Below are 23,086 nucleotides of genomic sequence, written 5' to 3'. Positions count from 1 at the left end.
GAAAGCGGGCTTTTATTTATGATCTACTTAATCTCTTCACGCATTTTGGCTCAGTTTTTATATCTTCTGCGTTGTAAATGCTTTCTCATCAAAAGTTACATCAATTGAAGAAGATCAAAGCTTGGTGGCTTGTCTCCGTTATCATCATTGCGGCCAGCTATCGCGTGCAGGCACAGGAAGGTTGGTTTAAAAAATTCGTACAAAAGACCATTTCCGATACAACTGCCCCGGGCGAATCCAGTTTCAGGATTTATCCGACATTAGGCTATTCCCCGGAAACCAGTTTTGAGTTTGGTCTTTCCTCTCTGTTAATTTTTCAGGCTAAAAAGGACACGCTGAACCGTTTAAGCGAAATCCAGGCTTTTACATTTTTAACTTTGGAGGCACAATATGGAATCTGGCTTGACAATGCGATTTATGGTGACAAAGACAAATGGTTTTTTCTTGGCCGGACGCGTTTTCAGCGGTTTCCGTTGCTTTACTATGGAATTGGGCCCGAAACTGTTGGTGAAGATCCTGCATTGATTGATGCAAACTACATCCTATTCAAGCAGCGTGTTTTGAGAAAGATACGGCCTAATTTGTTCGTAGGGCCCGAAATTGACTATCAGCAATTGTATAACACAAGCTTTGAGCAACCCGACAATCATACTTATGACAAGCCTCTGGGAAGTGACGGGACGCGGAATATAGGGTTGGGTGGCGCTTTGGTTTACGATAACCGGCATAATGTGCTGAATGTTCGTAAAGGGTTTTTTGGAGAAATATCTTTTTTGAAATACAGCTCGGGATTGGGAAGCAATTATAATTTTCAAGGGGTAAATGTGGATGTGCGCTCTTCGCATCCTGTGAGTGCACGTAATGTGCTCGCGTGGCAGGTTCTAGGCAATTTTTACTCGGGTAATGTTCCTTTCAACCAGCTTGCGCTGATGGGTGGCGAAATGATCATGCGGGGTTATTACTATGGCCGTTATCGGGATAAAAATATGCTTGCTGGCCAGGTGGAGCACCGCTGGCTTCCTTTTGGGTTCAGTAAGCGGTTTGGGGCCGTGGCTTTTGCGGGAACGGCTGTTGTGGCTCCGAAGTTGAATGCATTCACGTTTAAGCATGTCCGTCCGTCCGGTGGGGTAGGATTGCGCTATCTGCTTTTCCCCAAAAAGGATATTTACCTGAGGCTGGATGTTGGTTTTACCAAAGATGGCCCGGGGTTTTATTTGTTTACGGGAGAAGCATTTTAATGTTTTACCAAATCAATCCCTGTGTTTATAAGTGAAAGCCACGATAAACAAAAGCACGCCTACAAAGCCCAGTGCAATGGATAGAGATGTGAATTCTGCTATAAAACCGATCAATGCGGGGCCAGCCAGCTGTCCTGCGTAACCTAATGTTGTAACCGCGGGAAGTGAGATCGAAGGCGGAATGTTTGGGAATCGCCCAGCGGCTGTGAAGAAGATCGGAACTACATTGGCAGCACCCAGACCAACCAGTACAAAGCCCAATAATGCAGCTGGTGCCCAGGGTAACGTCACTGCTAGCAGAAAGCCTACTCCTGCCAGAAATGTTCCGTAAAAAACCACTTTCGATGGCCCCAGTTTGTGAATGATGCCATCGCCGGTTAAGCGCATAACTGCCATTGCCACAGAAAAAGCGGCATACCCAACACCGGAAAGCGATGGGTCAAAGTTTCTTGAAAATTGCAAAAACACCGCGCTCCAATCCAGCAATGAGCCTTCTGCCAGAAAAAGAATGAAGCACATGAGTCCCAGTACGAGCACGGGGCCTTTTGGAAGGATAAAACTGGCGCTGTCTATTTTGGCTTCTTCGGAATGTGGGAGCAAATATTTGAATTGTGTTGCAGTAATGATGATGAGCATGGCAGAAATGCTTACCGCGGCAACCGTTGGCGATAATCCGGCCTTGATCAGAAAACCCAACCCGATGGAACCCAGCAAGCCACCCACGCTGAACATGCCGTGAAACGATGACATAATGTGGCTTCCATGCTTTTCCTGCACCAACACAGCCTGTGCATTCATGGCGACGTCGACGGATCCAATGCCCGCACCAAAGACGAATAATGCTGCTGCAAGCTCGTAAGGCGTTCTGGCGAGTAATAGCAGTGGAAGGAATATGGCAATAATGAGTGCAGAAAACAAGGATATCCTCCTGCTGCCATATTTATTGATTAAAACACCCGTCATAGGCATTGTCAAAATCGCGCCTGCTCCCAATGATAGAAGTACGACACCTAAATCGGCCTCACTGAGTCCTAATGCAAGTTTTGCAAACGGAACCATTGGAGCCCAGCTGGACAGCCCGATTCCGCAGACCAGGAAAATGAGTAAAACGGCTTTTCTTGCTGCGCTGATTTTTGCTTTTTCTTGCATAAAAGGACTAATTCAAAGAATCGATATGCAATAATATGCAACATTTATGAAATTAATAAATTAAATGTTGCAAAACATTGCAAAGCGTTTTTTATTACAGTGTACGGGTGAAAAAAAAACTATCCGGCGTTGTTCAGCCCGGATAGTTTTGATATGCTAATGTTAGTTACTTGTCAGATATTTTTCTTCTTCGATTCTTTCACGGCAAAATCAACCGCGCGGGCTGTTAATGCCATGTAAGTAAGCGATGGGTTCACGCAGGAAGCCGAAGTCATCGCTGCACCATCCGTTACGAACACGTTTTTAACAGAATGCAATTGGTTATTACCATTCAAAACCGAAGTTTTTGGATCACGGCCCATTCTGGCAGTTCCCATTTCGTGGATGGCCATTCCGAGGTAAGATCCGTTGTCATGTGTTTTCACATTTTTAAGACCCGATTTTTCAAGCATTTCGGCGGCGTCATTCATCATGTCCACGCGCATTTTCTTTTCGTTTTCACGAAGGTCTGCATCAAAGACAACAGCCGGAATACCAAATTTATCTTTCTTATCCTTGTTGAGATACATGTAGTTTTCGTGGTAAGGCAATGTTTCGCCAAAACCGCCGAAGCCCATGGTCCAGTTACCCGGAGTCGTCAGTTCTTCTTTGAAATCCGCACCGAAGGAAAGTTCGGCAACATTGCGCTGCCATCCCTGGCGGCCACCGCCACCCTGATAACCAAATCCGCGCAGATAGTCGCGCTTGTCAGCACCAATGTTCCGGTAACGGGGAATGTAAATGCCATTTGCACGGCGGCCGAAGTAATACTTATCCAAATCACCTTCCCAAACGCCACTTGCGCCTGTTCTGAAATGGTGGTCCATCAAATTGTGTCCAAGCTCACCTGAATCGTTGCCCATTCCATTCGGAAAGCGATCGGAAGTTGAGTTAAGCAGCAATGCAGTGGATGCCAATGCACTGGCGCAAACGAAAATCAATCCAGCGAAATACTCCTTTTCCTGCAATGTTACCGCATCCACAACCCGCACACCTGTGGCTTTGCTTGATTTTGCATCATAAATGATTTCTCTTACAACCGTGTCGGGACGCAATGTTAGCAAACCCGTCTTAACCGCAGGCGGAAGCGTGCTCGACTGCGTGCTGAAATAAGCGCCATAAGGACAGCCTAATGAGCATTTATTACGATACTGACACGGAGAACGGCCCCCTTCCAGCTGGATTTTTGTTGGTTGCGAAAGGTTAGCCACGCGGCCAATGGTCATGTTACGGCCCGGGAATTGCTTTTCAAGTCTTTTTCTAACCTCTTTTTCAACAAAATACATATCCATAGGCGGAATGAAATCGCTGTCCGGTAATTGAGGAAGCCCTAATTTTTCACCCGAAATCCCCACATGTTTCTCAACATATGAATACCAGGGTGCAATGTCTTTATAGCGGATCGGCCAGTCAACCGCAACGCCGTCTTTCAAGTTCGCCTCAAAATCAATGTCGCTTAACCTGTACGACTGCCTTCCCCACATGATGGACTTGCCGCCGACAATGTTCGGGCGGAACCAGTCGAATCTTTTTTTCTCTTCATATGGAGAGTCCATATCATTCATCCAATATTTCTCCGTCAGCTCGTTATACGGGTAATCGCGGGAGAGGAATGGGTGTGTTTCTTTTTGTTTTACGGTCAAACGGCCGTTGTACTGCGTTTCCCAGGGTGCTTTCAGGGCATTTTCGTAGCCTGTAACGTGTTCCAGGTTTTTGCCTTTTTCGAGCATTAAAACTTTCAGTCCTTTTTCTGTCAGCTCTTTGGCTGCCCAGCCACCGGATACGCCGGAACCGATCACGATTGCGTCGTAGGTAACTTCTTTTAGTGCATCAATATTTAAATTCGCCATTATAAGGATATTATTAATGATTTAGGTCAGGGAATAATCGTGGTCAGAGCGCCCAGCTTTTCTGGCCCTTGGGCATTGGCCAGCTGCCGTCAAATCTTCCGGGGATCGGTAAGTAATCCAGTGCCTGGGTAGCGCCAATTTCCGAAGTGAAATAGCCGGTAACCGTCAAACCCTTCATTTGCAGGAAAAATGGCTTGTCTGAAACCGTCGTGCGTTTCACAATGTCGTTCTTCTGTGTTGCGTCGAGTGCGGAGAATCCTTTTCCGTACACTTCCTTGCTTTGCGCGTCTATTTTTTCGAGTCCTGAATAGAATTTTTTCTGATCCGCCATTTCGAAGCAATCGCGCATGACCCTGGTGATGAACTTGTCTGCGCCCGCAGCTTTGGCCCCCGGCGTTCCGGTTGTCGGGATGATCGTATCTGCTACATCGGCTAAAAGTGCCTCTTGTTCAGCGGACAGGTCAAGTGAAGGGCCAAAGTTCAGTTTTTCTCCCATGATGCCAGCCATCAACGGCGCGGAGATCGTGCCTCCGAGCAGGAAGGTTATTTTTTGAACAGCTTCTCTACGCTTCATTAGTTAAGAATTTAAGTCGGAATGGAATTAATTAAAATTAACCTTTAAATATAACAACCTGTCCAGAATTTTTGCCATCAAAGGCCATAATTTTCCGTAAATTCATTCAAGTCGACCGAACAATCATCGCATTTGGTGCCAACGACCTCTTCATGCCATATTTGATTAATATTCTGAACCAAAGGCTTAGGCAACTCGTCAGATTAGTTTAATCTGGCGGGTAAGTTTAAAGGTTAAGTAATAGAGGAACGTTGAGTAAATAATGCAGATATCTTCCCTGATTTTCAGGGAAGATATTTTTTTAAGGATTATCAATGAAAGAAACGGCCGTAAACGGCATATTCAATTGTTCAGAAAAAGTTTTTCAAACCTAACTAATAATCGAGTGACCAGACGCCTTTACCCGCGTCTAAATGTAGTGACGTAAAAGTCATAACAGTGTGTGTTAATTAAAAGGGCCGGGAATTTCCCGGCCCTTTTTTATTGCATTAATAACTTGCGTCGCCTGATCTCAAATTTATTTCGCAGGCGTGATCACAATGTTTCTGTATTCAACCGGGCCGTGGTCACCTTGAATGTAAAGCGGACCTGGTTCTCCTTCGTTGCTGTCCAGCGCACCACCCGTAATTCCAGGGATTTCCTGATTCGTGATAACCGTTTTTCCGTTGGTAACAAGGGTTAGCATCCGGCCTACCAATGTAATGTCAAAAGACTGCCATTCACCCGGATCTTTGGCCATCATTTCGCTGGGAACCAGAAAGCCGTAAATGGCACCGAGTTGATCCAGAGACGGTTCCATTCCTTTACTATCAGTAACCTGGACTTCATAACGACCTCTCAGATACACGCCGCTGTTGCTTCCTTTTGGAATGCGGAATTCAACATGAAGCTTAAAGTCGTTGAATTTTTCGTCTGTAATAAGATTAGCACCCGATTTCGGACTGCGCAGAATGCCGTTTTCAGCAATCCACTGGTTTTCGCCTACGGCGTGCCATCCTTTGATCACATTCCCGTCAGTCAATTTAATGGGTGTACCCCACACTGGCGCTGCTGTTCTGCGTAACGACGGTGCGCGCACGCCCGTGTATGGGAAAGTTTTGCCTTCCGGTGTTGTCACAGACCCTGCGATTTTCTCACCCGTAAGTGTTCCTTCAAGTTTGAATTTGCCATCGCCTTTCTCCCATTGCGGCGGGATTTCGAAACTGAATTTGCCATCTTTAAAAATCACTTCTGAGATGGGCCGCGCGCTTCCGGAGACACTTGTGAACTGTCCGATCAGCGTATGGTTGCCAGAATGGCGCACTTCCAGCCACGATGGGGCCATTTTGCCGGCCATATCCACAGTAATGTCCCATCGGCCTTCGAGTGGGGAAGGTGCGGGCTGGGTTGGGTTAGGCTCAACATTGTTTGCAAAAGCACTTGTCAGCAATGCAAATGCGAAAAGGCAGGTTTGTACTAATTTTCTCATGATTTTAATAAAAGTTAAGGACCGCCAATTTAAATATAAAATTCGATAATCGGCTTAGAATAGGCGAGGAGGGATGCTGCTGACAACCATACAGCTAGATGTGGTTTTTGTTCGCTTAAAATCTTAAATTGCTTTCACAAAACCATCATTGCTATGAAACTGCAGGGAATTAAAACAGAATACACACAGAAGGGTAAGGTGAAAAAGGTGATCATCAATGCGGCAAGTAAGTCTGAGCTGGTTGAAGATTTGCTGGATATGATTGCATTGGAAGCCGTCAAAAATGATGAACGGATACCCTTTGATGAAGTTGTTGCCAAACTGGACAAAAAACACAAAATAAAGCGTTGAAATACAAAATTGAACTCACACACACTGCTGAAAAATTCCTTCAAAAACTTTCTAAAAGAAATTATGAACTGGTAGTTCGGGCAGTTTATTCACTTGCTGATGATCCTTATCAACCTGGCGCAAAAAAATTGAAAGGTGTGGACAACACTTTTAGAATACGTGCAGGGAATTTCAGGATTTTATATAATATCGACGGAGGGAAACTTATCGTGGCTGTGATGGATATTGGTGACAGGAAAGATATTTACAATTAAGTTTTCCCACTATCAGCCGGTTCAAGACTCAACAAAAATCCCCAATCACAATAAGGCCTCCGACGCGCGGGTGGCTTATTATAATTGGGGAGAATGGGATCGGGCTTGCTTTACTTTAAGCCGCGACCCGTTTTGTGTTGCAGCTCGTCGATTCTTTTGGACGCTTCGGCTTTGCTTAGTGTTTCGTCGAATTCTTCGCCGGCTTCGTCAGAAAGTGTTTTGAGGTACGATTGCTGCGCACCGGTCATGGCCTCGTCGCCAGTGGTCCATTCGTCGGGATCCTTAACCGTGTTGGAACCTTGTATCTGTCCGTTTTCGTCAGTAAGGTTCTTTGCCTCGTCCGACTCATTTTTATTTATATCAGCCATTTTATATCAATTTTTTATGATGAGAATAAAAAAACTGAGCCAGCCCGACGATGGGTATTAATGGATGCTGTTTTAACATTCCTCAACCTGGACTAAATAGTCGGCATAAATGTGACGGTATTGGATATAACATCCTTCGTGTAACCGGACAAGCTTGTTCGTAATTGAACAAAGAAATGAAAGAAATAGGCCACATTGAGCACCCTTAGCCTTTTTTGAGAATGGTATAATTGTTTTCCAAGTCCGGCAACGACCGATAAATGTTCCTTTTATGTTGCAGAACTACTTCAAAATCGCCTGGCGTAACCTTGTCAGAAGTAAAACTTACAGCCTGTTAATTCTTTGTGGATTGGCGACCGGCATGACCTGTGCCGTGCTGTTGGGATTATATGTTCATGATGAGCTCAGTTTTGACCGCTATCACGCACAAGCTGATGACATCTATCGGCTTAATTTGAATGTCAAATGGGCTGATAATGAATATAATATGGGTCACACGTCGGCGCCATTCGGTCCTACTATAAAGCAGGAGTATGCCGAAGTTAAGGACATGCTCAGAATAAAACCGCGAGACCTGACGTTCCGGGTTGGGGAGAAGGCCGCTTATGTAAAGCAGATCGTGTTTGCTGATCCGTCTATTTTCAGGTTTTTTGAATACAAATTCACAGAGGGAAATGGCGAAAGCGCCCTATCAGGCCAGAACAGCGTGGTACTCACTGAAAAACTGGCACTTATCCTCTTTGGAAAAACGTCTGGCCTGATCGGGAAAGTGGTCATTGTGAAGGATAGCATTCCCATGACGATTTCTGCGATCATGCAAAATGCTCCGGCTAATCATCATTTGACGTTTGACGCGGTGTTGCCTTATGAAAACAGGCAAGTCAATGCTATGAACCTGCTTAAATGGGATAGTTTTAATACGTGGACATATCTGCGGTTAGATCATCGGGCCAATGTTGGCGATCTGGAAGCTAAAATGCCGGCGTTTTATAAAAAGTATATTGCCAAAGTGATTGGTGATGATACTGGCACAAAAGTGAGTTTTAAGATTGCCTTGCAGGCTTTAACGGATATTCATTTAAAATCCTCGCACTTGTTGGGAGAAGAAAATGGCAGCTCAATGGCCTACGTATACACCTTTGCGACCATCGCTCTATTTATCCTGGTAATCGCCATTGTTAATTATGTAAATCTTGCCACAGCCAGGTCTTTAAGCAGGGCCAAAGAGATTGGGGTTCGAAAAGCAGTAGGCTCACAAAAGTCGCAGCTGATCAAGCAATTTCTTACTGAATCCATGCTCATGTCATTTATGGCGCTTACACTGAGCATTGTACTGATCATTTTACTGCTCCCAGTGTTCAACACGATGGCGGATAAGTCGCTCACTTTCAATTTTGGTGACGCAGGAGTTATCCGCTTTTTAATAGGTTTTGCAGCCTTAACGGGCTTATTAAGTGGGATTTATCCAGCATTTGTATTGTCAAAATTTAAACCTGCATTGGTTTTAAAAGGCGCTTCCTCGGGGGCTGACGGCGGTCAATTTCTTCGCAAATCACTCGTTGTACTGCAATTTTCTATTTCCATCGTTATGATTTTAGGGACGATCGTCGTTTACAGGCAATTGCAATACATGCGTAATTCGGAGCTGGGTTTCGATCAGGAACAGGTCATAACATTATCCTTGAGAAGTCCGGCTGCACAGAAATCGGCTGAGGTTTTAAAAAACAGGGTACTTGAAAGTCCGCTGGTCCAAAAAGTAAGTCTGGCAGATGGTAATGTGGGGGATGGTTTGAATAATAAAACAACTTTCAGCTTTTACGCAAAAGGGGCGGAAATCCCGATTGGGACAGAATACTTTCATGTGGATGCGGATTTTCTGGATGTAATGAAAATAAAAGTGAAAGAAGGAGCAGGTTTTTCACAGCAGATATCGAGCGATTCTTCATTCTCGGTGGTTGTAAATCAGGCTATGATCAAGCGATTAGGTTGGAAAGACAGGACAGCCGGACTGATTGAAGTGGATACAAAACGGGTGCCGGTTACGGGTGTGATCAGTGATTTTCACCTTCGCTCGCTGCACAACCAGATCGAACCTTTGGTGCTGGTTTTGAAAAAGCATAATAATGGCAATCTGTATATTCGCGTCTCGGGTGAGAATACGCGTGCGGCTTTGCAATATGTGCAAGAAGTTTTTGAAGAAACGAATCCGGGACAGCCCTTTGAATATGCATTTCTGGATCAGACTTTTGCAAAACAATATCAATCCGATGAGCGGAAAGGGAGTATTTTCCTCTCTTTTTCCGGCATCGCGATTTTCATAGCCTGTGTAGGACTTTTTGGTCTGGCCACATTTACGGCCGAAAGACGCACTAAGGAAATTGGCGTGAGAAAAGTGCTTGGTGCTTCGGTAGCGAGTGTTTTTACATTGCTATCTGCGGATTTCTTAAAATTGGTTGCAATTTCGATCCTGATCGCTGCGCCCGTAGGCGGTTATATGATGAGGGTTTGGTTGCAGAATTTTGCCTATCAAACAAAACTCGAATGGTGGATGTTTGCACTTGCAGGCTCACTTTCTATCCTTGTCGCATTGCTAACAGTAAGTTTCCAGAGCATCAAGGCAGCATTGAAAAATCCGGTTGAGAGTTTAAGGTCGGAATAGCCTTTTGATGGTTGTGGTCTGAATTGTAGATTTGTTACATGGAAAACATTCTCATTACAGGAGGCACGGGAAATTTGGGTCAAACCGTCGTAAAAAAATTATCGGATCATGGCTATCATCTGCATCTTGCAGTAAGAAAAGCGGTTGGCGATCACGCAGAAAATGTTTCTTACTACCAAACAGATGTGTCTGACAGCGGGCAGGCAGAGGCACTTGTAGGGAAAATCGCCACTGGAAAAGTTACCATTCATACCGGGGTTTTCCTGGCGGGAGGGTTTGAGCCTGGGGATTTGGCGAAAACGTCCATAGATGACATCACCAGAATGATCAACATGAATTTCGCGACTGCATTCAATGTTGCGCAAAAACTGATTGCACATTACAAAACTGTGGGCGGTGGAAAGCTTATTTTCGTTGGTGCAAAAGCGGCCATGGATTCCAAAGCGGCAGGCAATAGTTTGGCGTATTCATTATCCAAGCAGCTGCTCTACCATTACTCGGAACTGATCAATGAAAGCGAAAAAAGAGCCGGGATCACGTCTCATATTCTGCTCCCCGGCATCATCGACACCGCTACAAACCGCGAAGCTATGCCAGACGCCGACTTTTCCCAATGGATCAGCCCCAATCTTATAGCGCAGACCATTGAGAACATCATTGCAGGAAATGAATCAAAAGATGTAATTAAGTTTTAGTTTTGAAAAAATAACTTTCCTGAACTATGCAGAGCCGCCCGCTATCGCGAGATTTTTATTCATTCGCTATATTTTTTGTGGCGGTTTACATCGTAACCAGCCTCATCCAGAATGTGGTGGCGTTGCTGATAGGGCCGAGGTTTCTGACACTGGAGTCGTTTTATCCCTGGCTGGCTGTATTGCAGTTCGTTTTTATTATCTCCTCTTTTGCATTATTGAAATACTATTGGTCCAAGGGTTATAAAGTCGCCTTTACAGCAGCGTTGGCAAGCAGTATAGTGACGGTCGTGCAGATAACAATGATATATTTCTTGCTGATGCACCGCGATTGGCAGCCTTTTTACATGAATTTGGCCATTGCTGCAATTACCCTGAACATTGTATACGGAGCTAGTCTCGCGTTTTCGAAGGCTGCTGAAAGGCCGTGGATCAAACGGGGAGGCTGGCTGTCTGTTTTTGTAGGGGCTTGTTTACTTGTTACCGCGTTATGGATGTTGAATACGCAGGATATAAACCTGAGATTGTCACTTGACAAGTTTCACAGACTGATTGCCCTCTTGGGAATTCTTGTTCCCGTGGCATTTTTAATGGATTTGTTGACGCAATTAAAAAGCTTGAATAATGAGCGCGAGACAAAGCCGATCATTTTAAGAGAAGCTCTGAAAGTAGCGGCTATTATAAGCATTTTGTTTTTTGGAATGAGTTTCGTCGGTGAAAGTTATCGGTCGGGGACGGGGCGGGCTTTTATCCCGACAATGAAAGTGCTCAAACAAGCCGCTGAATTTGGGCCGAGAAATTATGTGAACGACAAGGGCGACACACTGCGTTACCGGTTGGTTCCCCCACTTTCTTACGACTCCACAAAAAAATATCCGCTGATCGTGTGCCTGCATCATGGTGGAGCGCACGGCAAAGACAATGTGCGGCAACTCGCTGCGGATCCCGCACCGTTTCTGCTGAGTGACTCGGTCAGGGGGAAATATCCCGCGTTCATTCTGATGCCTCATTGCCCCGAGGGCGCTGGGTTCGGCGGAATCTCCGCCTATCCTGACATTGATACACTCGTTTTTGAAACCATTACAACATTAGAAAAGCAATATTCCATTGATACTAGCCGGCGCTATGTAATGGGGATTTCCGGCGGCGGCTATGGCTCCTGGCATTTTATCAGCACGCGTCCGGAAATGTTTGCCGCGGCCATTCCAATCTGCGGGTTGGGTGATCCAAAATTTGCAAACCGCCTCACGACTGTTCCTATATGGGCATTTCACGGGGCCAAAGATCGCCTTGTGTCCGTTGACGGCACACGAAACATGGTTAATGCCATTAAAAAAGCAGGCGGCAAACCCAAATACACCGAATTCGGAAATTCCGGGCACGACATCTGGCGGTATGTGCAAGCCGAACCCGGTCTGATGACCTGGCTGTTTGCGCAAAAACAATGAACCAGTCCGAACGTCATTTCGGACTGGGCATCACTATCAGCTTTGTTGCTGTTGCGGATAATTGATCATCCAGCCGATGCCGTATTTATCATGGAAACTGCCGTAATAATCGCCCCAGAAAGTGTCTTCCAACGCCATTTCGATCTCGCCACCCGCCGATAATCCCGCGAAAAGACGGTCTGCTTCTTCTCTGCTATCGGTGAAAACTGAAACGTATGCGTGGTTACCAATGCTCAGCTGGTGTCCCATAGAAGGCACCGTATCAGACGCCATCAGCACATCGTCCTTTCCGATTGGGAGTGAAATGTGCATGAGGCGGCCTTTTTCATTTTCTGCAAGTTGCTCGGCACCTGGCATATCCGACATGCGGTGAACGGCTAAAAACGTTCCTCCGAAAACGGATTTGTAAAAATTAAAAGCCTCTTCCGATTTTCCGTCGAAGTTGAGGTAAGTGTTTAGTTTGGGCATGGCTAAGAAATGAATGTTGAAGGTGAATGGACTATCAATCCGATAATTCAAAATTAGCGTGTCGAAAATCATTTTATCGTCCGCAATAAGGACAATCGAAGGGGGCTGTTGGGACAAATACACTGTATCCGCAGCTGACGACCGCTTCTTTGCCAAATGTGGAAGGTCCTGCTGCATTATTGGGCAAAATTCCCTATCTTAACATAAACAAACCCTTTACAAAATGAACTATAAAACCTCCTGGGACAACCTTACCAAGATCGTGACGGCATGTGTGACCGTTTTGTATATTGGGATTTTTCTGCAAATTTTCTTCGGAGAAAGTGAGCTTACACAAGGATCAACTTATGTAATCGCGGCCATTTTGATTTTGAGCTACGGCATCACATATGCATTCAGGCCGATAGATTATCGGGTTACCCCGGACAAAGTGATCATTCGAAGGCCACTGAATGAAGTCGTCATCGAGCGCAGCAACATTGCGAAAGTAGAGGCACTCCAAGCCGACCAGTTAAGGTGGAGTTTCCGAACATTCGGCGTGGGCGGTCTTTTTGGATACTTTGGCAAGTTTTATAATTTCAAAATAGGGAACATGACCTGGTATGCAACGCGGAGAAACAATGCTGTTTTGATCAAAACGACGAAGGGTAAAAACATTATCATAACGCCGGATGAAGCCGGGGCGTTTGTTGGTGAATTCGGGATTCTGGACAACGTATTGTCTTAGACGGTAATCATTGATATATTTGCTGTTCAAGCAGTAGTAGCAAATGGAAGAAGGACAGACAGTGCACCTCGCAGATGATGATGAGGACGATAGAATGCTCATTAAGGACGCTTTACAGGAAGCTAACCCGAATTTGACAGTTATCGAAGCGGAAAATGGGAAGGAATTGTTGGAGAATGTCAAGGAATCCGACGACCTTTCGCAATCCGTTGTGCTGCTTGATATGAATATGCCTAAAATGAATGGCATTGAGGCACTCAAGGAGATCAGGTCCGAGCCCGGACTGGAAGATTTGCCAGCCGTAATGATGTCCACTTCCAGCAATCCTGAACTTAAAAAGAAAGCCCTCGCTGCCGGAGCGAACGAATTTATCGTTAAGCCCAACACCTTCAAGGCACTGCTTGACATTGCAAAAAGTATCTTGTCAAAGTTCCTGGGCATAAAGTGATTGGTCGTTAAGCAACGTTTGAGACTGCCCATCGTGCAGGCTGCCTAGTGCGGGGCTAGCGAAAAAATCCACTTAAAAGTTTCTACATTATTCCGTCCATAAGCTTGTGTTTATGACATTTGATCATTTACTTTGTAATTCAAAGTACTTTTTTTATTGTAGATTTTGAGAAAGTTTTGCTATTGAAATTGTTACTAATGCAGACAACGGCTGCGTGGCCTCAGAAATATGAAATGGTTTGTCAAGGAAGGATCTATTGTGCGGGAGATTTGGGGAAATGCGGATACGATCTTGTTTATTTTCGCGGGCGCCTCCGCCGAATTTGCAGTAAATAAATCGGTGGATTGGCTGTATTTTACGGGAAAACTGCCTGCCGATCCGCTGGGCCGGCTTTTTTCGACTGTGTCTTATGCCCGGCGAATCGTGTTTTCGGAATATGATGCAGCATTAAATGCGATTGACCAGATCACAGCGATTCATAAGCAGGTTGAAGGCAAACGTGGCGCTCAAATTCCCGATTGGGCATATCGGGATGTGTTGTTCATGCTGATCGACTATTCGATCCGCTCGTTCGAAATGCTGGAAAGGAAATTAACGGTGGACGAAAGAGCGGAGGTTTTTGAGGTTTTTCTGCAGGTTGGAGCGCGAATGGGAATCGGTGGCTTGCCCGAACATTACGATAGTTGGTTGGAAATGAGAAACCAGCAGCTCAATGATAATTTTGAGAAGAGCCGATTTTCAATTGATTTATACAAACAATATAAAAAACACCTCGGCTTGCCCCGTTATGTGATGCTCAAAGAAGTGCAGGTGCAACTTGCGCCAAAACAAGTAAATAAACTCCTTGCATTAGGCCAATGGTCGGCGTTAAAACTTATCCTTCCAGCATACAAATTCACCCGTATCTTCAACTTGCACAGGTTCGTTCGGAACTTGATTTTACCTGAAAAATACAAATTGGAAATTGCCGGTCTGGATATCGCATCACATTAACCGTTGCATTACTCAACTGGATTGACGACCGCATTGAGCAAGTTCAGATTTTTGATCGCCTCGCCCATTGTGTTATTGAAATAGGCGTAAACTGTTTTTCCCTCCGCAATCCAATCCTGGATTTGCTCAGCCGTTTCGTACAAAAAATCATCTTCATATGTGCCGCGGTAGTCGCCTTTTGGCCCGTGAAAGCGCAGGTATTTGAATGCTGTATCGGAAACCGGTAACCCCGGGGCGGAGCCTGGCTTGTCATGTGCTACAATTTCGAACCCAAAATGGTCTATCAGTTCAAAAATATCCTCTTCATACCATGACCTGTGCCTGAATTCCAATGCTACATTCCAATGTTTTTCAGGATCCGCTTCCGAGATCGCATTGAGCAGATTTTCGAGTTGCGGCCGCATAATGACTTTCAGGCTGGGAGGGAATTGAACGAGCAAGGCGCCTTTCTTATCACCAATGTTATTGATAACCTGTAAAAATTTGTGAACATCCTCCGGATTAAACGCGAGGCCTTTGATATGTGAGATCTCCCTCCACAATTTGAATGTAAACTTGAAGTCCTCCGGCACCTGCGTCGACCAGTTCCTGACGGTGGACGCAAGCGGAATTTTGTAAAAAGAGCTGTTGATCTCGATGCTGTTGAATAGCGATGCGTAATACGTCAGCCTGCTTTTATCCTTAAATTCATCAGGATAAAATTGCTTGTTGGGCACCGGCAACATTAAGCCGCTGCAGCCAGCTAAAAAATTAGAGAATGCATTATCTGTCATAGAAACCGAAATAAGGTTTCAGTACACAGATAAAATCATTCCTAAGCCTGCAACTTGCAAAAGTGCTCAGCCCTTTGCGCTCACCAACTGTGCTATATATTGTTGTAAGCTAATGTTCCCTCGCACGGGAGAATTACTTACTTCGAATTTTTTATCCAGGGTAACATCCGTCATGGCTGCCATAGCTTCTGCCGCTTTCTGGGAAAAGCCCGTTTTGGTGAGATACGGGATCCATTCGGTTCTGGGAATGACCACAGTCTCCACCGGCTTTTTCAACACTTCGGAAAATGCGTTGGCAACATCGGCGGGAGAATAGGTTTCGGGGCCTTCCACATAATAAAGCCCTGTCCTGTCGATAGGCTCCGTTAATAACTGCGCCGCGAATTGTCCCAGATCTTCGGGGGCAACCATTGGAATACAGAAATCGGCGGGATATAGTGAATAAATTTTCCCCTCCTTTTCGGCCGTCTCGGCAAACCAGTCCCAGTTACTCATATAATATGCGCCCCTGATAATGCTGGACGGAATGCGCGTTTCGGCAAGTTTCTGTTCCATTTCATAAAGCACACCCAAATCGCCGACGCCTTCACCGTCATGTGCGCCATATGTTGACTCTGCCACGATTTTTTCAAGGTCTGAACCTACCACTGCTGCAATAATGCTCGCCAGACTTTTCTTTTCCTCGGCGACTGTGTCCGTATCGGGTGAAGCAGGCGGATTTAATAAAAACAGGCGCTTACCGGTGCGAAAAACCCGTCGCATTGTTTCCACATCGTGGACGTCGGCCACTGCAACTTCCGCGCCTTTTCGTTTCCATTTTTCAGATTTTCCGGCATCCCTGGTAATGATCGTAACAGGCTCACCTTTACTCAATAACGTCTCTGCGACAGCCGAACCGACATGTCCTGTGGCTCCTAATATAATGTACATGGCTAATGAATTTGATTAAGCTCAAATTTTTACCAATTCTATACCAAAGCGCAGGTCACAGCAACTTATCCGGCAGGATGGGCAATTCCCTGATCCTTTTTCCTGTCGCATTAAAAACCGCATTGGCAACTGCTGCCGAAACGCCCACAATCCCAACTTCACCCAAACCTTTCACGCCAAGCTTGTTCGCAAGCTTATCGTCTTCTTTGATAAAAATGGCCTCCATTTCTCCAATATCCAGATTTGCAGGCACATGGTAATCTCCCAGGGAGCGGGTAACGAAGTTGCCAAAACGCGGATCAACAACAGATTCTTCGGTAAGCGCCATGCCAATTCCCCAAACATTGCCGCCAATGATCTGCGATCGCGCTGTTTTCGGATTGAGGATCTTCCCGGCTCCGGTTACAGCCAGAAAACGCTTAACACGCACCATTCCTGTGGACTGATTCACCCACACTTCCGCAAAATTGGCATTGAAACTGTGGGAAGAATATTGCTCTGCACTTTCCAAAGGCTTGGAATCGGCGCGCGTTTGCACGTTACTTACTTTTTCCGAAATCATCAATTGCGCTGCGGTAGGACGTACAAAAAACTGTTTGCCGGATCTGGCAATGAGCTCGTCGGTAATCTTCGTGCACGCATCATTCACTACATTGGCGTAACTTGTTGCGCCCACCGAGCCGACCGAGCCAGCAGCAGGTGGCAGTTCCGAATCGCCGATTTTGACCGTAATTTTATTCATTGGCAAATCCAGTGCGTCAGCGGCGGTTTGGGCGAGAATAGTGTAAGTTCCCGTTCCCAGATCCGCAGCAGCGAGTTCAATGATGGCTGTTACATTGGTGCCTTCCCGTTTCAGCTTTACATTAGCCGAACTGTCGCGCTGGTGCGCCGGATACGTGCCGCAAGCGACGCCGTAACCCACCCAGTAATGGCCCTGCACATTTTGCATAGGCTCCATTTTGCGCTTTTCCCAGCCAAATGCTTTTGCACCCTCTTTCAGGCATTCCACAACTTTGCGAGAGGACCAGGGTTTACCGTTTGAAGGATCTTTTTGGGGTTCGTTTTGGAGGCGAAATGCTACGGGGTCCATTTTCAATTTGTATGCCAATTCATCCATCGCCGATTCCAACGCAAAGCTTCCGGTCGATTTCCCCGGCCCGCGTGTGTAAGTAGGCAGGATCAGGTTCATGGGCGTAACGCGGTAGGTAATGAGCGAGTTAGGCGTGTCGTACATAATTTTCGAGCAGTCGCCGCAAGGTTCCACAAATTCATCCTGGATTGCTGCGTGGGTTGCCGTTTCGTGTGATAGCGCCGTCAGTTTTCCGTCTTTCGTTGCAGCCAGACTTACCTTCTGATAATTCCGCTGCCGCAATCCCACCGAATTGAACATTTGCTGCCGGGTTAATGCCAGTTTTACAGGACGGTTCACCATTTTGGCGGCCATTGCTGCCAACACCAAATTTCCCCATTGCCCGCCTTTGGAGCCAAACCCGCCGCCAATGTAAGGAGACACAATGCGCACGTTTTCGGGTTTGAGATTCAATGTTGAAGCTGCGGCATTTTGTGCACCATTTACAATTTGCGCACTATTATAGAGGATCAAATTTTCGCCCTGCCATTCTGCAATCGTTGCGTGCGGTTCCAGGGGATGATGATGATAAATCGGCGTAGCGTATGTTTCTTCTACTTTAAATTCAGCATTTTCAAGCGCAACTTTTACATCCCCACGCTTTTCGTCTTCCTTATCTTTTGGCTTTGCACCATTCTGATACAGTTTTTCGAAATCGGTTTTTGCTTCTTTTTTGTCATATTCCACTTTCACCAAATCAGCTGCGTGCCGGGCTTGCTCGAAAGTTTCTGCCACAACAACGCCGATATGCTGTCCATAAAACAGTACATCCGGGCTTTGCAGCATGGCTCCGCCACGTATGCCGCCTTTTGCATTCAGCTTCGGTGCATTTTTATGCGTAATCACGGCCAGCACGCCCGGTAATTTCTCAGCCGTTACACTATCAATGTTCGTAATCTTCCCAGCCGCGATTGTGCTTTTAAAAATCACTGCATATGCCGCGTTCTTAACGGGATGATCGGTGGAGTAATCGGCTTTCCCGGTCACTTTCAGGATTCCGTCGATACGGCTGACGGGCGAGCCTATGTTCATTTCTTTGTCTTTCATGAAGTTGATGATTAATCAGGATTTACCGCCGTCCAGTGCCATCTGCAATGCCCGCACAATGCTGCGGTTCCCCAGTTCGACCTTGAATTTATTATGTTCCAATGGTTTGGCATCCGCCATTTCCGCATCCGCTGCCAGCTTGAAATTGACTTCCGTAGCCTCTTTCCCAACGAGCATTTGCTCTGCTTTTGTAGCCCGCCAGGGCTTATGGGCTACACCGCCCATCGCTATGCGGGCCTGCAAAATCACATTTCCCGTCAATTCCAAAGCCGCCGCCACAGACACCAGTGCAAAAGCATAGGAAGCCCTGTCGCGGACTTTTAAATAATAGGAATGATCAGCAAAATTGTTTTTTGGTATTTCAATGGCAGTAATCAATTCTCCATGGGCGAGATTTGTATCCTTTTCAGGCGTATCGCCCGGTAGGCGGTGAAAATCCGTGAAAACAACAGACCGTTCCTCACCATTCTGATCCTTAACTTTCACAAGCGCGTCCAGCGCCGCCAGCGCCACTGCCATATCGGAAGGGAACACAGCAATGCACTTTTCAGACCAACCAAAAATGGCATGCATCCGGTTGATGCCCTCCAAAGCCCCGCAGCCCGAACCCGGTTCGCGTTTGTTGCAGGGCATTGCAACATCATAAAAATAGGGGCAACGTGTCCTTTGGAGCAAATTTCCGCCATTGCTCGCCATATTTCTGATTTGTCCCGAAGCGCCGGCCAGGATCGCCTGTGTCAGCAACGGGAAATGCTGCCGGATAAGCGGATGGTTTGCTGCATCCGTATTACGGCCCAGTCCTCCGATGGAAATTCCGCCTGCATCCGTAGCTTTTATCTGCGTTAATCCTAATCGTGTAATGTCAATCACTTCGTCCGGTCGTTCCACATCCTCCTTCATAAGGTCCAGCAGGTTCGTGCCTCCGGCCAGGAACCTGGCATTTGGGTTATTGGAAACCAGCTTAATCGCCGACGGGACGTCTTTTGCAATGGTATATTTGAATGGTCTCATACTAGCAGCCAGTTTTGTTCAACAGCCTTCCCACTATGCACTTCCTGGATCGCCGCAACGATATTGGGATATGCGCCACACCGGCAAATGTTGCCCGACATCCGCTCCTGAATCTCTTCGTTGGAAAGCGTAACCCGCGCCGGCTTTTTACGCAAATCCTCAGTCACATAACTTGCATCGCCATTTTTCGCTTCGTCCAGCAACGCCACAGCCGAGCAGATTTGCCCTGGTGTGCAGAAACCGCATTGAAATCCATCATGCTTGATAAACGCTTTCTGGATCGGATGCAACTCATTACCCTGCGCAATGCCTTCGATTGTTTTCACGGATTTCCCCTCACAGCTCGCGGCCAGCGTCAGACAACTCAATACCCGCCTTCCGTCCACGATTACTGTACAGGCACCGCATTGGCCATGGTCGCAGCCCTTTTTGGAACCAGTGAGATCCAGTTTTTCGCGAAGGGTGTCCAGCAATGTCATGCGTGAGTCAACCGTTACTTTTTGCGTGGCGCCATTAATCTTCAAAGCAAGATTAACCCCGTTTTCAATCGTTTCGGGATTGAATGCAGCTGGTTGCATGGTTGTTAGCGGGCGTGTAAGCACCTGTTCCGCAACCGCGGATTGCCAGGCCAGCATGCCGCCCCCGGTTAATGTCATCAATTTCAAAAAATGCCGCCTGTTAACGCCCGCATCCATAATTTCCGCCAGGTCCTCAGGCATAAGGTCTTCAAACAGCTTCCTTTCATCTTCGGTAAGCTGTGGTGATTGATCGTCTTCGTTCATGGTGTTTTTGAAGAATTTAATGTTTCAGGTTTCGAATAGGGCGGAGGATGTAGCAATGCTTACAGGGAAAAGAGAAAGTGTCTTCACTTATATGCATAAGGAGAAAATACTTCAATAATTATACCAAGAAAATGCGCCAACTATTGTTCAGGCACTTGTCCCAATCTCCCCCTGATTTTGTCGTGTTTTCACATCTTCCTTGCCGTTTGAGTGCTCTATTTTTGTTGGGTAAAAACACTTTAACCGGCTTATGGCCACAAACTTGACAATCATGGCGACGATTGATTTGCATCCTTATTTAATGTTTGACGGCAACTGCCGTGTGGCATTTGAGTTTTATCAAAATATTTTCGGCGGAGAACTGACTTTCATGACGTACGGAGATATGGACGGAAGCTGCCCCGCCGGAGTCCGCGACCAGATCATGCACGGCACACTTATGGGGGGCTCGGTAGAATTCATGGGGGGAGACGCTCCCGAAGGAATGCCATTAGGCGCAGGCAAGATCAATTTGTCGCTTAGCGGTTTCGAGGAGACCACATTGCGTGAACAATACGATAAATTGAGTGAAGGCGGCACCATTGTGGTTCCTATGGACAGGCAAATGTGGGGCGACATCTTCGGTGCTTTTCAGGATAAGTTCGGGATAGACTGGATGGTGAACATCCGGACGGCCTAGCATTCTTTAAATGATTGAAATTGACTGAACGCAGGTTTCGAAAAATCAAGCCTCAACCTGGAAAGATCGCTGTCATTTATTGGACAAATTGTCGATATTTAGTGAAATTTTTAATGATTTCAGAAAACTAAAAATGCATTGACATGAAAAAGAAAATGATCTTGAAAGGGTTTGTCATGATGCTTGCGTGCATGCTGACCGCTGTTGCGAGCCAGGCGCAAGACAAACCAAAGCCAAGTCCGGCTAAGACTGCAACCGGAAAGGCGGGGGCTGCAAACATTACCATCACTTATTCGGCGCCGTCGGCTAAGGGCCGTAAGGTTTTTGGCGAGCTTGTTCCTTTTGACAAAGTATGGCGGGCAGGCGCAAACGAAGCCACGATATTTGAAACGGATAAGGACATTATGGTAGAGGGACAAAAACTTCCGGCCGGAAAATACAGCCTCTATGCACTTCCAGGCGCAAGCGAATGGTCGTTCATTTTCAATTCCGAAACTGGTCAGTGGGGAATTAAGCGCGGCGGAGAAACTTCCAAGGATGCTTCCAAGGACGTATTAACCGTTAAAGCAAAGCCGGCGAAAAGCGCTTCTATGGCGGAAACAATGGCTTATGAAGTAACACCAGCGGGCTTTGTCCTGCGTTGGGAAAACACTGAGGTTCCAGTTGCTATTAAATGATAATGTTAATAATGAAAAAAGCCCCTGCAAATTTCGGATTTGCAGGGGCTTTTTTTGCTTATTGCTGTTTCTTTTCTTGATGACAAAATAGCGGTCACTCGCTCCGCAGGCTTTTGATAGGGTCCAGTAATGCGGCAATGCTCGCTACGGATGCGCCCAATACTTTTCTGACACCGATTTCCTTCACCCGATTTTCGGCCATGTAGGCGGCTAGCCAAACAATCCAAGGCAGGAAATGAATATGGTTAACCCGGCGAAAAGACCGGTTAATGTCGCAATGCGCCGCGTATCTTCAAATTTCAGGGCAAAATCTTCGCCCACAAAATGATATTCAAATGGATACTCGGGGGATATAATTAGTTGCTAATCAAGATATTAAAAAGAATTGATTAGGCGTAAATGTTCATTAACGGACATCGTTTGTTCGGTTTGGGACGACATTCACAAGAGAGTCATCGATACAACACTATCATCGAGGGAAGTGGGGAAATTCGGGGGCAAATTAAGGGTATACGTACTAATGATTGTCATGGCATGAGATTTGAACTAGCGAATGTTGAGGCCCGGTTGGTGCCGGGACTGCAAAGGCAAATCGAAAAACGGATTTGTGAAACATTAAACATTTATCTCAACTATGAAAAAATTATTATTGGCTGCCGCCCTGCTAATCTCAGTTCAGTCAGCATTTGCACAAAAATTCAGCATTGGACCGAAAGCAGGTCTGAACATCAGTAATTACACTGGCGGAGACATTGAATCGGATGCACTAGTTGGATATCACCTGGGTGGAATTATTAACTACGGGTTTGGAAAAGTATTTTCCTTGCAGCCGGAGGTTTTATTCTCAACCCAAGGAGCAAAAGTGAACAATGCAGGCAATAAATCTGATTTTAAAATCAGTTACGTTACCGTGCCTGTCATGTTCAAATTTAAAACCAATGGCGGATTTTATGTTGAATTTGGCCCTCAGGCGGGATTCAGAACGTCAACAGACATTCCTGACCAAACGATAAACAACTTCGCTAAAAACCTGGATCTGGGAGCAGCTGCGGGTATTGGTTATCATTCACCGATCGGGCTGGGTGTAGGCGTTCGTTATGTTGCTGGACTTTCCAAGGTTGGCGATTTTACGGGGCAGGATATTGATCCAGATTTTAAGAACAGTGTAATCCAGGCCAGTATTTTCTGGGCCATTCCGTTGGTTAAATAACGGATCTTACCTTCTGTAAAGATTTTGATGAGAGGATGGGTTTTGGCCTGTCCTCTTTTTTTATGCCGTGTTTTTAACCGCTCTAAATTAGCATGAGCACTGGTTGAAATGGATTGCTTCTG

The 23,086-nt window shown here is 46.1% G+C and carries 23 protein-coding genes and 1 pseudogene; 12 read left to right on the top strand and 12 right to left on the bottom strand.

Going from position 1 to position 23,086, the window contains the following annotated elements:
- The first annotated feature begins 104 nt into the window (after positions 1 to 104).
- Entirely contained in the window at positions 105 to 1,238 is a 1,134-nt protein-coding gene (locus NFI81_RS10730) for a BamA/TamA family outer membrane protein (protein ID WP_234612437.1), read from the top strand.
- 12 nt (positions 1,239 to 1,250) lie between these two features.
- Here the strand turns inward: NFI81_RS10730 and NFI81_RS10725 are convergent, their stop codons facing one another.
- The 4 genes from NFI81_RS10725 to NFI81_RS10710 form a co-directional block, all read right to left on the bottom strand.
- A complete protein-coding gene (locus tag NFI81_RS10725; protein WP_234612438.1) occupies positions 1,251 to 2,387 on the bottom strand; it encodes an MFS transporter in 1,137 nt (378 codons plus the stop codon).
- A 173-nt stretch (positions 2,388 to 2,560) separates the two neighbouring features.
- Positions 2,561 to 4,276 carry a GMC oxidoreductase gene (locus NFI81_RS10720; protein WP_234612439.1) on the bottom strand — a complete coding sequence of 572 codons (1,716 nt, stop codon included), beginning with the start codon at positions 4,274 to 4,276 and terminating at the stop codon, positions 2,561 to 2,563.
- A 43-nt stretch (positions 4,277 to 4,319) separates the two neighbouring features.
- Entirely contained in the window at positions 4,320 to 4,850 is a 531-nt protein-coding gene (locus NFI81_RS10715) for a gluconate 2-dehydrogenase subunit 3 family protein (RefSeq protein WP_234612441.1), read from the bottom strand.
- 517 nt (positions 4,851 to 5,367) lie between these two features.
- Positions 5,368 to 6,318 (bottom strand): 3-keto-disaccharide hydrolase, encoded by a 951-nt coding sequence (locus NFI81_RS10710; protein WP_234612442.1) that lies wholly within the window; start codon positions 6,316 to 6,318, stop codon positions 5,368 to 5,370.
- A 153-nt stretch (positions 6,319 to 6,471) separates the two neighbouring features.
- Between NFI81_RS10710 and NFI81_RS10705 the strand changes: the two genes are divergently transcribed.
- Together NFI81_RS10705 and NFI81_RS10700 are read left to right on the top strand one after the other, a co-directional pair.
- Complete coding sequence (locus NFI81_RS10705; RefSeq protein ID WP_234612444.1) at positions 6,472 to 6,669, top strand: hypothetical protein; 198 nt, start codon at positions 6,472 to 6,474, stop codon at positions 6,667 to 6,669.
- The gene (locus NFI81_RS10700; protein ID WP_234612446.1) at positions 6,666 to 6,923 is read left to right on the top strand and encodes a type II toxin-antitoxin system RelE family toxin; all 258 of its coding nucleotides are present in this window, start codon (positions 6,666 to 6,668) and stop codon (positions 6,921 to 6,923) included. Before NFI81_RS10705 ends, NFI81_RS10700 begins: the two co-directional genes overlap by 4 nt.
- A 110-nt stretch (positions 6,924 to 7,033) precedes the next feature.
- Here NFI81_RS10700 and NFI81_RS10695 read toward each other — a convergent pair whose 3' ends face one another.
- On the bottom strand, positions 7,034 to 7,291 hold the full coding sequence (locus NFI81_RS10695; protein WP_234612447.1) for a DUF3072 domain-containing protein: 258 nt from the start codon (positions 7,289 to 7,291) through the stop codon (positions 7,034 to 7,036).
- Positions 7,292 to 7,562: 271 nt separating this feature from the next.
- Here NFI81_RS10695 and NFI81_RS10690 point away from each other — a divergent pair, with 271 nt between their 5' ends.
- The 3 genes from NFI81_RS10690 to NFI81_RS10680 are packed head-to-tail and all read left to right on the top strand — an operon-like array spanning position 7,563 to position 12,090.
- Complete coding sequence (locus NFI81_RS10690; RefSeq protein WP_234612448.1) at positions 7,563 to 9,950, top strand: ABC transporter permease; 2,388 nt, start codon at positions 7,563 to 7,565, stop codon at positions 9,948 to 9,950.
- A 38-nt stretch (positions 9,951 to 9,988) separates the two neighbouring features.
- A complete protein-coding gene (locus NFI81_RS10685) occupies positions 9,989 to 10,645 on the top strand; it encodes an SDR family NAD(P)-dependent oxidoreductase (protein ID WP_234612449.1) in 657 nt (218 codons plus the stop codon).
- 26 nt (positions 10,646 to 10,671) lie between these two features.
- The gene (locus tag NFI81_RS10680; protein ID WP_234612450.1) at positions 10,672 to 12,090 is read left to right on the top strand and encodes a carboxylesterase family protein; all 1,419 of its coding nucleotides are present in this window, start codon (positions 10,672 to 10,674) and stop codon (positions 12,088 to 12,090) included.
- A gap of 36 nt (positions 12,091 to 12,126) precedes the next feature.
- Here NFI81_RS10680 and NFI81_RS10675 read toward each other — a convergent pair whose 3' ends face one another.
- Positions 12,127 to 12,735 (bottom strand): VOC family protein, encoded by a 609-nt coding sequence (locus NFI81_RS10675; RefSeq protein WP_234612451.1) that lies wholly within the window; start codon positions 12,733 to 12,735, stop codon positions 12,127 to 12,129.
- A 46-nt stretch (positions 12,736 to 12,781) separates the two neighbouring features.
- Between NFI81_RS10675 and NFI81_RS10670 the strand changes: the two genes are divergently transcribed.
- The 3 genes from NFI81_RS10670 (at position 12,782) to NFI81_RS10660 (ending at position 14,726) form a co-directional block, all read left to right on the top strand.
- Positions 12,782 to 13,285 carry a PH domain-containing protein gene (locus NFI81_RS10670; protein ID WP_234612452.1) on the top strand — a complete coding sequence of 168 codons (504 nt, stop codon included), beginning with the start codon at positions 12,782 to 12,784 and terminating at the stop codon, positions 13,283 to 13,285.
- A gap of 43 nt (positions 13,286 to 13,328) precedes the next feature.
- A complete protein-coding gene (locus NFI81_RS10665; RefSeq protein WP_234612453.1) occupies positions 13,329 to 13,733 on the top strand; it encodes a response regulator in 405 nt (134 codons plus the stop codon).
- 228 nt (positions 13,734 to 13,961) lie between these two features.
- Positions 13,962 to 14,726, top strand: a complete 765-nt coding sequence (locus tag NFI81_RS10660; RefSeq protein ID WP_234612454.1) for an oxygenase MpaB family protein — start codon at positions 13,962 to 13,964, stop codon at positions 14,724 to 14,726.
- Between the two features lie 8 nt (positions 14,727 to 14,734).
- On the opposite strand, the gene NFI81_RS10655 is transcribed toward NFI81_RS10660, so the two are convergent.
- The 5 genes from NFI81_RS10655 to NFI81_RS10635 all read right to left on the bottom strand — a co-directional run bounded on the left by NFI81_RS10655 (position 14,735) and on the right by NFI81_RS10635 (position 20,398).
- Positions 14,735 to 15,499: a DUF72 domain-containing protein gene (locus NFI81_RS10655; RefSeq protein WP_234612455.1), complete on the bottom strand. Its 765-nt coding sequence runs from the start codon at positions 15,497 to 15,499 to the stop codon at positions 14,735 to 14,737.
- A gap of 66 nt (positions 15,500 to 15,565) precedes the next feature.
- Positions 15,566 to 16,429: an NmrA family NAD(P)-binding protein gene (locus tag NFI81_RS10650; RefSeq protein ID WP_234612456.1), complete on the bottom strand. Its 864-nt coding sequence runs from the start codon at positions 16,427 to 16,429 to the stop codon at positions 15,566 to 15,568.
- A 55-nt stretch (positions 16,430 to 16,484) separates the two neighbouring features.
- A complete protein-coding gene (locus NFI81_RS10645; RefSeq protein ID WP_234612457.1) occupies positions 16,485 to 18,605 on the bottom strand; it encodes a xanthine dehydrogenase family protein molybdopterin-binding subunit in 2,121 nt (706 codons plus the stop codon).
- A gap of 15 nt (positions 18,606 to 18,620) precedes the next feature.
- Positions 18,621 to 19,616, bottom strand: coding sequence for an FAD binding domain-containing protein (locus NFI81_RS10640; RefSeq protein WP_234612458.1), 996 nt, complete (start codon positions 19,614 to 19,616; stop codon positions 18,621 to 18,623).
- Positions 19,613 to 20,398, bottom strand: coding sequence for a 2Fe-2S iron-sulfur cluster-binding protein (locus NFI81_RS10635; protein ID WP_234612459.1), 786 nt, complete (start codon positions 20,396 to 20,398; stop codon positions 19,613 to 19,615). Before NFI81_RS10635 ends, NFI81_RS10640 begins: the two co-directional genes overlap by 4 nt.
- 271 nt (positions 20,399 to 20,669) lie before the next feature.
- On the opposite strand from NFI81_RS10635, the gene NFI81_RS10630 reads away from it, so the two are divergent.
- On the top strand, positions 20,670 to 21,077 hold the full coding sequence (locus NFI81_RS10630) for a VOC family protein (protein WP_254410613.1): 408 nt from the start codon (positions 20,670 to 20,672) through the stop codon (positions 21,075 to 21,077).
- Between the two features lie 143 nt (positions 21,078 to 21,220).
- On the top strand, positions 21,221 to 21,754 hold the full coding sequence (locus NFI81_RS10625; protein ID WP_234612461.1) for a DUF2911 domain-containing protein: 534 nt from the start codon (positions 21,221 to 21,223) through the stop codon (positions 21,752 to 21,754).
- A gap of 124 nt (positions 21,755 to 21,878) precedes the next feature.
- Here the strand turns inward: NFI81_RS10625 and NFI81_RS10620 are convergent.
- Positions 21,879 to 22,105, bottom strand: a pseudogene (locus NFI81_RS10620) (ABC transporter permease); the annotation flags it as partial.
- Positions 22,106 to 22,388: 283 nt separating this feature from the next.
- On the opposite strand from NFI81_RS10620, the gene NFI81_RS10615 reads away from it, so the two are divergent.
- A complete protein-coding gene (locus NFI81_RS10615; protein ID WP_234612462.1) occupies positions 22,389 to 22,964 on the top strand; it encodes a porin family protein in 576 nt (191 codons plus the stop codon).
- Positions 22,965 to 23,086 lie beyond the last annotated feature (122 nt).

Origin of the sequence: Dyadobacter fanqingshengii, from assembly GCF_023822005.2 — a bacterium.
Lineage (GTDB): Bacteria > Bacteroidota > Bacteroidia > Cytophagales > Spirosomataceae > Dyadobacter > Dyadobacter fanqingshengii.
This window is presented reverse-complemented; position numbering and strand designations above follow the sequence as displayed.

Bases quoted from the DNA above. Each gene is read 5' to 3' on its own strand.
- NFI81_RS10690 (WP_234612448.1), top strand. From the start codon at position 7,563: ATGTTGCAGAACTACTTCAAAATCGCCTGGCGTAACCTTGTCAGAAGT.
- NFI81_RS10710 (WP_234612442.1), bottom strand. From the start codon at position 6,318: ATGAGAAAATTAGTACAAACCTGCCTTTTCGCATTTGCATTGCTGACA.
- NFI81_RS10665 (WP_234612453.1), top strand. From the start codon at position 13,329: ATGGAAGAAGGACAGACAGTGCACCTCGCAGATGATGATGAGGACGAT.
- NFI81_RS10695 (WP_234612447.1), bottom strand. From the start codon at position 7,291: ATGGCTGATATAAATAAAAATGAGTCGGACGAGGCAAAGAACCTTACT.
- NFI81_RS10640 (WP_234612458.1), bottom strand. From the start codon at position 19,616: ATGAGACCATTCAAATATACCATTGCAAAAGACGTCCCGTCGGCGATT.
- NFI81_RS10715 (WP_234612441.1), bottom strand. From the start codon at position 4,850: ATGAAGCGTAGAGAAGCTGTTCAAAAAATAACCTTCCTGCTCGGAGGC.
- NFI81_RS10720 (WP_234612439.1), bottom strand. From the start codon at position 4,276: ATGGCGAATTTAAATATTGATGCACTAAAAGAAGTTACCTACGACGCA.
- NFI81_RS10615 (WP_234612462.1), top strand. From the start codon at position 22,389: ATGAAAAAATTATTATTGGCTGCCGCCCTGCTAATCTCAGTTCAGTCA.
- NFI81_RS10650 (WP_234612456.1), bottom strand. From the start codon at position 16,429: ATGTACATTATATTAGGAGCCACAGGACATGTCGGTTCGGCTGTCGCA.
- NFI81_RS10635 (WP_234612459.1), bottom strand. From the start codon at position 20,398: ATGAACGAAGACGATCAATCACCACAGCTTACCGAAGATGAAAGGAAG.
- NFI81_RS10685 (WP_234612449.1), top strand. From the start codon at position 9,989: ATGGAAAACATTCTCATTACAGGAGGCACGGGAAATTTGGGTCAAACC.
- NFI81_RS10655 (WP_234612455.1), bottom strand. From the start codon at position 15,499: ATGACAGATAATGCATTCTCTAATTTTTTAGCTGGCTGCAGCGGCTTA.
- NFI81_RS10660 (WP_234612454.1), top strand. From the start codon at position 13,962: ATGAAATGGTTTGTCAAGGAAGGATCTATTGTGCGGGAGATTTGGGGA.
- NFI81_RS10675 (WP_234612451.1), bottom strand. From the start codon at position 12,735: ATGCAGCAGGACCTTCCACATTTGGCAAAGAAGCGGTCGTCAGCTGCG.
- NFI81_RS10625 (WP_234612461.1), top strand. From the start codon at position 21,221: ATGAAAAAGAAAATGATCTTGAAAGGGTTTGTCATGATGCTTGCGTGC.
- NFI81_RS10705 (WP_234612444.1), top strand. From the start codon at position 6,472: ATGAAACTGCAGGGAATTAAAACAGAATACACACAGAAGGGTAAGGTG.
- NFI81_RS10680 (WP_234612450.1), top strand. From the start codon at position 10,672: ATGCAGAGCCGCCCGCTATCGCGAGATTTTTATTCATTCGCTATATTT.
- NFI81_RS10725 (WP_234612438.1), bottom strand. From the start codon at position 2,387: ATGCAAGAAAAAGCAAAAATCAGCGCAGCAAGAAAAGCCGTTTTACTC.
- NFI81_RS10630 (WP_254410613.1), top strand. From the start codon at position 20,670: ATGGCGACGATTGATTTGCATCCTTATTTAATGTTTGACGGCAACTGC.
- NFI81_RS10645 (WP_234612457.1), bottom strand. From the start codon at position 18,605: ATGAAAGACAAAGAAATGAACATAGGCTCGCCCGTCAGCCGTATCGAC.
- NFI81_RS10670 (WP_234612452.1), top strand. From the start codon at position 12,782: ATGAACTATAAAACCTCCTGGGACAACCTTACCAAGATCGTGACGGCA.